General features: G+C 63.0%; 7 protein-coding genes and 3 pseudogenes. All 10 read right to left on the reverse strand.

The features are described from left to right. Positions 1-272: 272 nt before the first annotated feature. The 10 genes and pseudogenes from MMSP_RS27975 to idsB all read right to left on the reverse strand — a co-directional run bounded on the left by MMSP_RS27975 (position 273) and on the right by idsB (position 12,161). Positions 273-1,535, reverse strand: a complete 1,263-nt coding sequence (locus MMSP_RS27975; RefSeq protein WP_036426179.1) for an amidohydrolase family protein — start codon at positions 1,533-1,535, stop codon at positions 273-275. Between the two features lie 243 nt (positions 1,536-1,778). Then, positions 1,779-2,816, reverse strand: a pseudogene (locus MMSP_RS29715) (cytochrome P450); the annotation flags it as partial. Beyond that, a complete protein-coding gene (gene ispG / locus MMSP_RS04610; RefSeq protein ID WP_015354076.1) occupies positions 2,817-3,980 on the reverse strand; it encodes a flavodoxin-dependent (E)-4-hydroxy-3-methylbut-2-enyl-diphosphate synthase in 1,164 nt (387 codons plus the stop codon). It lies immediately after the preceding pseudogene. Beyond that, on the reverse strand, positions 3,977-5,797 hold the full coding sequence (locus MMSP_RS04615) for a 1-deoxy-D-xylulose-5-phosphate synthase (protein ID WP_369797344.1): 1,821 nt from the start codon (positions 5,795-5,797) through the stop codon (positions 3,977-3,979). Before MMSP_RS04615 ends, ispG begins: the two co-directional genes overlap by 4 nt. Positions 5,798-5,826: 29 nt before the next feature. After that, a pseudogene (gene ispH / locus MMSP_RS04620) lies at positions 5,827-6,827 on the reverse strand (4-hydroxy-3-methylbut-2-enyl diphosphate reductase). Then, entirely contained in the window at positions 6,824-7,840 is a 1,017-nt protein-coding gene (locus tag MMSP_RS04625; protein WP_020785676.1) for a hypothetical protein, read from the reverse strand. The pseudogene ispH and the gene MMSP_RS04625 overlap by 4 nt, the downstream one beginning before the upstream one ends. A gap of 61 nt (positions 7,841-7,901) precedes the next feature. Next, the gene (locus tag MMSP_RS04630) at positions 7,902-8,645 is read right to left on the reverse strand and encodes a hypothetical protein (protein ID WP_020785677.1); all 744 of its coding nucleotides are present in this window, start codon (positions 8,643-8,645) and stop codon (positions 7,902-7,904) included. Between the two features lie 57 nt (positions 8,646-8,702). Next, entirely contained in the window at positions 8,703-9,524 is an 822-nt protein-coding gene (locus tag MMSP_RS04635; RefSeq protein ID WP_020785678.1) for a terpene synthase family protein, read from the reverse strand. Between the two features lie 200 nt (positions 9,525-9,724). Further along, positions 9,725-11,113, reverse strand: a complete 1,389-nt coding sequence (locus tag MMSP_RS04640; RefSeq protein WP_036426181.1) for a cytochrome P450 — start codon at positions 11,111-11,113, stop codon at positions 9,725-9,727. 12 nt (positions 11,114-11,125) lie between these two features. Beyond that, positions 11,126-12,161, reverse strand: a pseudogene (gene idsB / locus MMSP_RS04645) (geranylgeranyl diphosphate synthase IdsB). Between the last annotated feature and the right edge of the window lie 444 nt (positions 12,162-12,605).

The following is a 12,605-nucleotide window of genomic DNA, read 5'->3' on the forward strand; positions in this document are numbered from 1 at the left end:
AATTCCGCTCCCGCCGCCTCGAAGGTGCGCTGCCCGCGGGTGCCAAATTGCTCGCGTGCCCAACCTAAAGATGCCGAATCCGATCTCGCCGCGTTTGTCGAGATCAACTGGATTGCAACGGCATTGAGTCGGAATATCCGCGCGCGCACGGACTGGCCGAGGTCGCTGCCGCATCTCGCCGAGTTCGGCGATGCGCGATGACGCGCGGCTCTCGAGGCTGGTTAGTCCGCACGATTACGTCCCGCAGGCTGATTCGTTTGCTGCCCAAGACATCACGGTTCGACCAGTATGCTGGTCCGCTCACCGCTCTTGTGTTGGCTACGTGGCCGCGTGGACACATCATGGCCGGCTGCGGCTTTGCGCAACGCGCCGACCGTTGCCTGCTCGCGAGGGATGCGGCTAAACGGGTCAAACGAGTACCAGCGCATCGCGTTGAGGTGAGTCATCTTGTCCACTTCGAGGTCAGGCACGCTGTTTGCGGTCAAAACCTCCCCAAGCTCCTCGGGCGCACCCGGCCACATCGAATCGCTGTGTGGGTAGTCGGCTTCCCAGGCGATGTTGTCGATGCCGATCATGTTGCGCAGCTTGACACCCACCGGATCGCTGATGAAGCATGCCAGGAAATGTTCCCGGAACACCTCGGACGGGACCTTGCCGCCGAAGTCCTGGTGGGTCCACGTCGAATGCATTTCAAACACGCGGTCCGCCCGCTCCAGAAAGTAGGGGATCCAGCCCGTGCCGCCCTCGGACAACCCGATCTTGAGGTCCGGGTAGTCCTTGATCGGTCTGGACCACAACAGATCCGCGGTCGCCTGCACAATGTTCATCGGCCCTAGAGTCATTAACACATCTATCGGTGCGTCGGGTGCTGTCGTCACCAGGTTGCCGGAGGATCCGAAGTGGATGTTCATCACGGTGTTGGTGTCGCACAGCGCTTTCCATAGTGGATTCCAGTAGTCGTTGTGAAAGCTGGGGTAACCCATCGTCGCGGGATTCTCGGTGAACGTCAGCGCGTGCACGCCCTTCTTCGAGACCCGCCGCACCTCTGTCGCGCACGCCTGCGCATCCCAGATGACCGGCAACGCCATGGGGATGAACCGTGCCGGATATGCCCCGCACCATTGGTCGATATGCAAGTCGTTATAGGCCTGTATCAATGCCAACGAAAAATCCGGATCGTCGGTCGCGAACCGCCGGCCGGCAAATCCTGGGAAGGAGGGAAAACAAATCGAGGCCAGGATGCCCCCGGCATTCATATCCTTGACCCGTTCGTCCACCTGATAGCAACCGGGCCGAATCTCGTCCAGACCCTGCGGCTCCAGGCCGTATTCCTCCTTCGGCCGCCCGGCTACCGCGTTGAGCGCCGGATTGGGGATCACGCTGTCACGGAACTTCCATACGTCGGAGCCGTCTGGATTACGCACCAGCCGCGGCGCGTCCCGCAGATACTTCGCGGGCAGATGGTTATCGAACATATCGGGCGGCTCGACGATGTGGTCATCGACGCTGATCAAGATCATGTCATCGGTGTTCATGGCCGTTCCTTTCCAAGACGCTGTCCCGCTGCCCGTCAGCGGAGCCATGAAGGCATGGCGTTGAGATGGATCAACTGGTGATGGGGTGTTGGCGTTGAAGGTGATGCGCAGATGCTGCACGGTGCGCACCGACACGTTGTCGTAGACCAGCCCGGCCGTGTCCACCGCGTAGTCGGGAATGCGAGCCAAGAATTCTTCTAGAGCGACCCGTAATTCGAGTCGCGCCAGATGCGATCCGAGACAGCGGTGGATGCCGCTGCCGAAGGCGAGGTGGTGGAACCGGGCGCGGTCGAAGTCCACGTGCAGGGGATCCGGATGGGCGGTGGGATCTACGTTGGCAGCCGCCCAGCTGACGTGGATCGCTTCTCCCGCCCGGATTGTCAGCCCGTCGCCGAGGTCGATGTCGGCTGTGGCGTAGCGGATGCCGCTGGGCGCCGGCGATTCGTAGCGCATCAGCTCCTCGATCGCAGCCGGGATCCGTGCGGTGTCCTCGACCAGGCGACGGCGCTCGTGCGGGTGTTGGCCCAGCCAGGCCAGGATGCACGACATGGACGCGGTGACCGTGTCCAAGCCAGCGAATATCAGCAGATGGATGATGTTGAACAGTTCCGCATCGGTCAACGGTTGGCCGTCGATCCGTGAGCGCAACAACACCGCGAGCACTTCCTCGCCCTGAGCTCCTTCGGCACGTTGTCGGGCCACGAGCCTGGTGAAGTACTCCAGCAGCATGGCCCCGGCAGCGGCCTGGTTGGCCTGGATCTCCTCGCGGGTCTCCCCTTGCGGATGCAACACGCCGTTTTTGAATGCCGTGAAGAACTCAATGTCTTCGAGCGGAGCGCCGAGGAGCTCCAGAAACGTAAAGCATGGCAGCGGCGCGCAGTAGGCCTGATACAGTTCGGCGCTAGTCTGGCCGGCAAAGCCGTCGACCAGTTGCGCGGCACGGTTGCGAACAGCGGCTTCCAACCGTGCCATCTGCTTGGGCGCGAAGAGCGGATCTAACAGCCGTCGCCACTTCTTGTGTTCCTCACCATCTATCTCCAACGGGATCAGGGGATTGTCGTTGCCGAAATTCCCCCCGCGACCACCCGGGCCCAGTACCGCCGGATGACGGTTGATCCGCATCAGGTCATCGCGACGGTACAGTGTCACCACTCCCGCTTCGGTGCGTTCGGCACGCGCACCTTGTGCTTTCGCGTTGTAAATAATCTGTGGGTTGGCAAGGCTTTTCACCGCCAAGGTCAACGGCGCCAGCCGGGGAACGAACCGCTCATTGCCCTCCATTCAGACCTCACTCACGACCGGTGTACCGACGAGATCGGTGCATTCGGTCTCGGAGGCCCGCTCTTCGGCGATTCGCAATGCCTGCTCAATCAACGTCTCAACGATCTGCGACTCCGGCACGGTCTTGATCACCTCGCCCTTGACGAATATCTGCCCCTTGCCGTTTCCGGAGGCCACGCCCAGGTCCGCCTCGCGTGCCTCACCGGGACCGTTGACTACACAACCCATCACCGCCACGCGCAGCGGAGCGCCAAGACCGTCTAGGCCCGCGCTGACTTCATTTGCCAGTCTGTAGACGTCAACCTGCGCGCGCCCACAGGACGGGCACGAGACGATCTCCAGCGATCGCGGGCGCAGGTTCAGTGACTCGAGGATTTGGGTGCCGACCTTGACCTCTTCGATAGGTGGGGCCGACAGCGAAACCCGGATGGTGTCGCCGATGCCGCTGGAGAGCAGGGCGCCGAACGCGACCGCCGACTTGATCGTGCCCTGGAACGCAGGCCCGGCCTCGGTGACCCCGAGGTGAAGTGGATAGTCGCACTGCGTCGCCAAAAGCTGGTACGCGGCCACCATAACGACCGGGTCATGGTGCTTGACGCTGATCTTGATATCACCGAAGCCGTGCTCCTCAAACAGCGATGCCTCCCACAGCGCGCTCTCGACCAGCGCCTCGGGGGTCGCTTTGCCGTACCTCTGGATGATTCGCTTGCCCAGCGAGCCGGCGTTGACGCCGATGCGGATCGGGATGCCGGTGTCCGCCGCAGCCTTGGCCACTTCTTTTACCCGGCTATCGAATTCCTTGATGTTGCCCGGGTTTACCCGCACCGCGGCGCAGCCGGCGTCGATCGTGGCGAAGATGTATTTCGGCTGGAAATGGATGTCCGCGATGACCGGAATGTGACTGTGCTTGACGATCTGCGGTAAGGCATCGGCGTCTTCTTGTCGTGGGCACGCTACCCGCACAATGTTGCAGCCGGCGGCGGTCAGCTCTGCGATCTGCTGCAGAGTTGCGTTGACATCGTGAGTCTTGGTGGTCGTCATCGACTGCACCGCAACGGGATAGTCGCTCCCGATACCGACATTGCCTACCATCAGTTGGCGAGTCACGCGTCGCGGCGCTAGCCGAGGCGCGGGCGGTGCGGGGATGCCCAGACCAATGGTCATGGTGTCTCCAGAGGGGAGGGCGCCAATGGATCCAGCGGTTCGGATCTGTCATGGCTGCCGGGTGAGTCCGCAATCAGCGCCGACTGGCATGCCGCGCTGATTGCGGAACCGGACAACCCACATTCAGTAAGGATCTGGTCGCGGCCCGCGTGCGCGATGTAGTCGCGCGGCAGCCCCAGGACAAGGGTGCGGGTCCGGGGGCTCAGCCACCCGATCTGGTGGTTGAGGCGTGAGCCGATCCCTGCGTCGGCGACCCCGTCCTCGACACATACGGTGATACGGTGTTGGCGGGCAAGCTCGGTGAGCGCCGGGTTCAGCGGCCACACCCAGCTAGGATCGACAACCCCGACCCCGACCCCGGCCGCAGCAAGGCGCTCTGCGGCGTCGACACAGGGGTGCGCCATGACACCCACGGCGATCAGCAACACGTCGCGATCGGGTTTCCCGCCGGCGAAAAGGACATCGACCCCGTCAATCTGGCCCACCGCAGGGATATCGTTGTCGGGCACTCCTTTTGGGTATCGCAGCGCGTTCGGTGACGTGTCGTCGATCGCGACACGCAGCTGCTGGCGCAGCCTTACTGCGTCACGGGGGCAGGCGACACGCAAGCCGGGCACATTCGTCAGCAGCGCCAAGTCCCACATCCCGTGATGGCTGGCGCCGTCGGGTCCGGTTATCCCGGCTCTGTCGAGGACCAAGGTCACGGGGAGCTGGTACAGTCCGACGTCGAATAGCAACTGGTCGAAGGCTCGATGTAAGAACGTGGAATACAGTGCCACGACGGGATGTGCGCCCGCGCTGGCCAGGCCCGCGGCACACGCCAAGAGGTGTTGTTCGGCGATGCCGGAGTCGAAAACCCGGTCGGGGTATTTGCGTGACAACGCGCCGAGGCCGGCCGGCAGCCGCATCGCCGCGGTCATACCGACGACATCGGTCCGTTCGTCGGCGATTCGGACGAGCTCTTGCTCGAATACGTCGGTCCAGCTTGCTGCAGTGGGTTTGGCCGGCCGGCCGGTGGCTACCTCGATGACACCGCAGGCATGCATGCGGTCGCTCTCATCCGCTTCGGCCGGTGGGTAGCCGCGTCCCTTCGCGGTGACAGTGTGGACGACAACGGGCTTGTCCAGTGCGGCCGCTTGCCGCAGCGCCGAACAAATCGATTCGACGTCGTGCCCGTCCGTGGGGCCGATGTAGGTAAAGCCCAATGTTTCGAACAGATTGGGCCCTGAGCTGACGCCATGGCGCAGCGCCTGCAGGTGAGTGGCTACCGCGCCGGTCGTGGGATCGTATGAGCGCCCGTTGTCGTTGAGCACAATGATCACGGCGCGGTCGGCGCCGCCCAGATTGTTCAGGCCCTCCCATGCCACTCCACCGGTAAGAGCGCCGTCGCCAATCACGCTCACGACACGGCGATCACCTCGCCCCTGCAGGGCCAAGGCTTTGGCAATGCCGTCCACCCACGCCAAACTCACCGATGCATGCGAATTTTCGACCCAATCATGGTGGGATTCGCTGCGGCTGGGATATCCCGATAAGCCACCGGGTTGGCGCAGGGTGACAAACTGGTCGCCGCGACCGGTGAGCAGTTTGTGCGGGTATGTTTGATGTCCGGTATCGAACACCACGATGTCACGCGGCGAGGAAAACACCCGGTGCAGGGCGATGATCAACTCGACGGTACCCAGTCCCGCGCCGAGGTGGCCCCCGGTGCTGGCCACCGTCTCGATCATGCGTCGACGGATCTGCGCGGCCAACAACGGTAATTGGTCGGCGGGCAGTGCCTGGACATCCTGCGGACCATTGATGAGTGAAAGCAGGTCGGCTCGATCGGCACGCATGGTGATGCTCACGGGACTCGTACTTTTGGCGGCAGGGCGAAGCGCACCGATTCGGTTGTGACCGGGCTTTCGACCACATTGATCGGCCCGCGCAAGCGCAGCGCATCGATCACTTGCTCAACCAGCCGGGGTGGAGCCGAAGCGCCGGCCGTGATGCCGATCGTGGCCGTCGAGTCCAACCAGTGCGGGTCGATATCGGTGGGGCCGTCGATGAGCTATGCGGGGTGCCTCGGCGCCGCGCCAGTTCGACCAACCGCTGCGAGTTCGACGAGTTCTGTGACCCAACCACCAACAGCGCATCGCACCGCCGGACAATAGCCTCAACCGCCCGCTGCCGATTCGTTGTCGCGTAGCAGATATCTTCTGTAGGCGGTTCTGCAAGTTTTGGGAACCGTTTGCGCAGCGCGTCAATGACGTCGGTGGTTTCGTCCACCGCCAGCGTCGTCTGAGTTAGGTAAGACACTTGGGCGTCTTCGGGAAGATCCAGTTCCGTCACGTCATCGGCATTCTGCACCAACAACATTGAATTCGGGGCAACTCCGAGGGTGCCGTCGGTCTCTTCATGTCCAAGGTGGCCGATCAATAGCACGGTATCGCCGCGCCCGGCGAACCGCGCGGCTTCCGCATGAACCTTTGTGACCAGCGGGCAGGTGGCGTCAACGACCTCGAGTCCGCGCCCGTTGGCGGCCGCGCGTACTGCCGGGGAGACGCCATGTGCGGAGAAGACCACGACGGCACCCGGTGCGGGAGGATCGGGAATCTCATCGAGCTCGTCAACGAAAATTGCTCCGCGGTCTTGTAGTTCGGCGACCACCGTGCGGTTGTGCACGATCTGCTTGCGTACGTACACCGGCCCGGTAGCACGGTCGAGCACACGCTCGACCGCTTCTATCGCCCGGTGTACGCCGGCGCAGAACGAACGTGGCGAGGCCAACAGAACGGTGGTGGCTGCCGACTCATCTGCGAGCGGGCGCGGTCGCGAACGCGATGAGGGGTTGACGGTGGTCATTGAGACTCCTGCCGCAGCAATGCCTTGAGGCAGATGGCGGTGCTGACCGCTCGGCTTCCCCAGATCCGTGCGTGGTTATCGAGTAGGGGGATGGCTTCCCAGGAGCCGTCGTGAAACTGGGTGTCGTGCAGGAGCGACGCGTCGTGGCGGTCGGGTGCGCAGTTTGCCGCGGTGATCGCCAGCATTGCCAGCGCACGATTGAGCGGATCGGGCGCCGGCGCCTGCCGGAGAAATCGGACGGCACGATCAACTGATGACTGGTGGCCGCTCGCGGCCACCAGCTGGCGCACTACGACGTAGGTGCTGTACGAGGTTCCGACATACCATGCCGCGCGCCAGAACCCCATGGGTTGTTGCTGAACTGTCAACCATTTGGTTGCGATTTCCAGCAGTGGGGTCAATGGCGAGTCGCCTACCTGGTCTTGATACAGCGTCGCGCCGTAGAGGAGGTTGGCGACGACTTCCGCGTCACGTCCGGTGTCGTCGCGCCCACGCCCCCATATCTTGTTGATGACGATTCTGTCTTCGGGGTCGGTCGCGAAAAAGGTGCTTATCGGGCCGTCCTCCCATGCGTTGAGGGCTGCAAGCTTGAACGCGTCCGCTAAGGTTTCGGGCGTCGCTTTGCCTGCTCGAACGAGCACTTGCGTCATTTGCCCAAGGCTGTCGGCGTCGTAGGGCAATGGCTCGAAGCCGGGGAAATAGCGCCAAGAAATTTCATCCCGGCAGCCGAGTAGGTAGTCGATGTTCTCGTCCACCATGGCTTGGCATTCCGAGTGGCCGGCGTCGAGAGCATCTTGCAGGGTATCGGTGATCATTGCCACGTGGAACGCCTTGTTCTCACAGGTGAATGTGGAGAATCTGTGCACCTGATCCGCGGTGAGGTCAAGATGATCGGCGGCGAGTTGAACAAACTTCGCCGTGGAATAGGACCCCATCTTGTGTACGGCGTTTGGATAACCCAATGCGTGCTGTTCGGTGAGATACCCTATTGCTCGCTGAATGTGCGCCGCCATGTCATTCTCCAAAGTGCCGGTGTTGGGGTTTTCGGGGAGTCTGAGATCTGCCGGGACTGCGTCAGCCGCCCTGTTTGCCTATCGCTGCCACGTCGGCCCGGAGATCGGTGCCGGGCGTGATCCGGACGCTGCGGCGCAACATGACGATGCCGGTGGTCGCCAGCCAGAGGTACAGCAAGAGGTACGGGATCAAGCTGATCAGGCTGATGGGCGCCGCCGGTCCGGTATCGGCCAACAAGAAGAATTGGGCGCTGGCCAGCGGGATGGCCGTCCAGGGTGTGGCGACCGCCAGCCACTTGGGGAAAACGGCGCTGCGACGCATCGCAATGCCCGCGCAGAACAGTGTGATCGCCACACTGACCAGGGATCCGATGTAGCCGAAGGGAATGAGTAAATCGCAAGCGAGTCTTGTGAACTCCGGCGAGAGGCCGCGCAGGCCGGCGGTCCAGTACAGGCCATTGCCGGCCAGCAGCGCGACGGTCGCCATGGCGGCGGACGGGATGATCAGGTCAGTGTATAGCGATGGACGGGTATCGGTGAGCACCGCTCGTTTCACCCCGGCGACTGCCCATAGCAGTAGTACAAACCCGGCATTGGTGAGAAAGATCTGTGCGGCGATGGCCGACTGCTGACCGGCGAAATAGCCGGCGATCCGCTCGTCGGTCCAGGCCCAACTTGGATAAGGTTCCAGCGGGGTGCCAGTCAGGAAGTTCACCACGATTCCGGGGATGATTGCCATGATGGCTGCCCACCCCGCGGCTCGGATATCGCGGGCTTCGGTCGTGTCCCGGATGCCGATCGTCATCGTTGGTCTCCAATCGTGGTGGGTATTTGACCGATCAACTGATGTCGCGCCGCCGTGCTATCGCCGCTGCGACGGGCCGGCTTGATAGCGCGGGCAGCTATGCCATTCGATGGAGTCGGCGTGCCAGCGTTCTTCGCGATCGAGAAGCGCTGTGACGGAGGCCAATTCCTGCGATGAACCAATGCCTATCCGAGGGAGTTGCCCTTTGAGGTCAAGATAGGCAAGGGTTTCTCGCTCGATCAGCCATGCAACCTCGTCAACGGCTTGCTGTAGTGCGCACCCGCGGTCTTTCTGCAAGACCAGGGCCAGATTCATGCAAGACCCGTCGCGCAGCTCCTTTGCGAGCGAAAGCAGGTCATTGCTCCACAACACACAGTTGAGCAGCATCGTGCGGAGCTGTCGGATTGCGGGATGGTCCAGCGAACGGACAGAGCCGGCCAGCCCGAAAAGCACCGGATGAAGCTCGAGCAAAGGAACAGCCATCGAGCTCTGCCGCCGCAACCGGGGATACACCGCCAGGGAGGGAATACTGGCGGTTCGGAGGTGATCGAGTTCCCATATCCGCGCTTGCAGGGACCTTTCGAACGCGTTGCGAAAGTTCTTGCGCGCATTCCGATCGCCCAGGGCGTTCAGAAATCGCCACAACGGCCGAACAATTCGAGTGATATCGAGATCATCGTCGCTGGACGCGTCGGGTTGGTCCAGCAGCCGAAGGGCCGTGCGGTGAATGTGACGTAGCGTCTCGGGGTTGAAAGTCTGCCCGCCACCGTCTTGCTGTTCGGAGTACTCATCAAGCACGGAGAAGAGCAGAAAGTACGAGGTGACGGTGTGCAACCCCGCTGTGGTCACGTCGGGATACAGGCGCCCGGCATGATCCACGAGATGAATGCCTGAGACGGAGCGCCGAATCAGAGTGTTGCCGTCTTCGGGTAGCGCGCAGGGCCTGGGGTAGCGCGCTCGTCATGGCCAGCTCTACTTCGGTCGCTGCCGGATGACGAGAGTGAGCAAAGGCGGCGGGAAAAGGACAGTAGATATCGGGTAAGACGAATTCGCAAATGGCGGTCACGGACACCTCCGGCTCAACCGATTTCGTGGCTTGTTAGACGCCGGCCGGGTTCGCCAGGAGTTCGGTCGGCCGTACGTGCGGTGACACGCAAAGCGAGATTGCGTGGGCGCAGTGACGCCGCCACGGCCGGGCGGACCGGCAGGCCGGGAAGGCGCTGCATCCGCCAGTTGGCGGCAATGGTCGCCAGGGCGAGTGCCGCCTCTGTGGTGCCGAAGTTGTCGCCGATGCACTTGCGGGTCCCGCCGCCGAATGGGATATAGGTGTTGCGGCCGATAGCCCGGGCACGCTCGGGTAGCCATCGGTCCGGGTCGAAGCGGTCGGGCTCGGCATAGAGATCGGGACGATGGTGGATCAGGTACGGGCTGAAGATGACCGTCGCCCCGGCCGGTATCCGATGCCCACCGAGGTAGACATCGGCGGTGGCCACGCGGCTGATGATCCACCCGGGCGGATAAAGGCGCAGGGTCTCGGTGACGATCCTGTTGACCAGCCCTAGCCGAGGCAGGTCGGCGTGGGTAGCCGCCCTGCCCGCCAGGACCGGATCGATCTCGGCGTGCACGCGTTGCTCGATGGCGGGATGTTCGGCCAGTAAGTACAGCGCCCAGGCCACCGTAAGGGCAGTGGTCTCGGTCCCCGCAATGAAAAACGACACGATCTGGTCGATGACCTCGGTATCGGTGAAAGCTACTGTGCTGCTGTCGACTTCATGCGAGGCCAGGATCGCCGAGAGAAGGTCGCCACGGTCGACGCCGGCTGCTCGGCGGCCGGCAACCGCCGAACCGATGGTATGGCGTAGCCGAGTGCTGGCGCGATGATAGCGACGGTTGTCGACGGTGGGCAGCCGATCCAGCGGTGGCGGCGTCAGCATCCGCCAGTACAGGACCGCGAAAATGGCGGTCAGGTCATCGAGTGCCTGGCGCAATGCCGGGCTAGGGAGGCTATTCGAGAACATCGTGGTGAGCAGGGTCCGGCCGGTGATCGCCATCATCTCCGCGGGTACATCGATGATCTGGCCGTTCTGCCAGCGCCCGACGGTCGCGGCCACCTGAGTGGTCATGGTCTGCGCATAACCAGGCAACCGCTGCGTATGGAAGGCCGGTTGCAGAAGGCGCCGCTGCCGCCGGTGCTGGCTACGGGGGCAGGTGCTCAGACCATCGCCCAGCATCTCTCGGAACCGGTCAAAGAAGATGCCGCCCTTGTCGAAAATTCGGTCATCACAGAGGATTTCGTGGGTGAGTTCCGCCGTGCACGCCACCACGGCGGTGGCCGGCCCGATTCGGATGCGCACCAGGTCGCCTCGGGCGGGCAACGACAGCAAGAACGACAACGGGTTACGCAGCGGCGGCAAGGTATGGCCGAGTAGTGGCAACGCGGCGGGCGCGGCGGGAATCGAGGTAGGCATCGTCGACACACCTCACTTATCCCGATCGATCACCAGCTGCGCCAATGCCACGAGCTCACTGCATCTCATTGATTCGGGTAGCGCCGCGATCGCGGCGCGCATCCGTTCATCGGCAAAGTGCTGCGCGGCCTGCCTGCCGCCCGCGGTCTCTACGAGTTCGGCAGCATGAACAACCTCACGGTGGGTCATGGCGTGGTCGGACCTGTACAGCCTTGCCAGTTCGAGGGCCGCTTCGCAGTCAGAGCTAAGCGCTACAACGATCGGTAAGGTCGCCTTGCGACTGGCCAGATCACTGCCGACCGGCTTTCCGGTCCGGGCAGGGTCCCCCCCAGATGCCAATCAGATCGTCCACTATCTGAAACGCCAGGCCGAGCTCGTAACCAAACCGTTCCACCGCGGCTACGGTCGCCGCGTCCGCGCGGGCGCTTACCGCACCCGATGCGCACGCACACGCCATCAACACGGCGGTCTTTCCGGCCGCCATCCGCAAGTAATCCGGCACTGTTACGGTCGTGCATCGCTCAAATGAGCAATCCTGGTGCTGGCCCACACACAGGTCGAGGCACGTTTGCTCCAGACGGGTGATCGCGTTCACGGCCACCCCCTGCCCAAGCGAGTCGGTAAGCGTCCGGATCGCCAGGGCATGTAGCGCATCTCCCAGCAGGATCGCGTTATTCACTCCCCATACCCGCCATACAGTTGCCCTGCCCCTGCGGGTCGAATCACCGTCCATCACATCGTCGTGAAGCAGCGTGAAGTTGTGAATCAGCTCCACGGCTGCCGCCGCGGGGGCGGCTTCGCGAGCATCTCCGCAGGCCCGGGCCGCCCTGAAGGCAAGAGCGGCCCGCAGCGACTTACCCGAGGTACCTGCCGCGTCGCGCCCGTTGGCATCCCACCAACCGAAGTGGTATCCGGCCATCGTGGCCAACGGCTCGGCCAACGACCCAATTATATTCCGCAGGAACGGTTCACACTCACGCTGAGCACGTCTCAAGACGGCCATTCCAGCGCGAGGTGCTTCGCCAACGTGTGTTGTATCGACCGACATCCACGGCCTCCTGGCATCGCATGTCGCTAGGCCCACACAGCCTCAGCATGTATTGAGCGCTGAGAGATCAACTGAAAGTTATTTTTCAACGGCACTTTTGGCAGCAACAGCTGGGTTTCCGAGCTGTAGCGCCAACCGGCCATCCACCAGAACGCGATGCGTGAAGCGTGCTACCCGCCAGTTCCCTCGCCGCACCGACTAGGGAACGGCGCTCCCTGGGGCCGAATGTGTCGGGTCGTCCGCCGGTGGCGGGGAAGGGGGTGCAGGCGGGAAGCCTCGTCGAGCCACAGACTCGGCCGGCCAAAGCCCACGGATGAACATCACTGGTGCCCGGGCATTTTCCATTTACTGCTCCTTGCCCCCGTGGTCCCCCCTGATAGCGAAGACATGCCAAGAGTCGCACCTAGCCGACCTAGCGGGATCAGTCAGATGACTCAAACGTGT

Origin of the sequence: Mycobacterium sp. 012931 (genome assembly GCF_000419295.1) — a bacterium.
GTDB classification, from domain to species: Bacteria; Actinomycetota; Actinomycetes; order Mycobacteriales; family Mycobacteriaceae; genus Mycobacterium; species Mycobacterium marinum.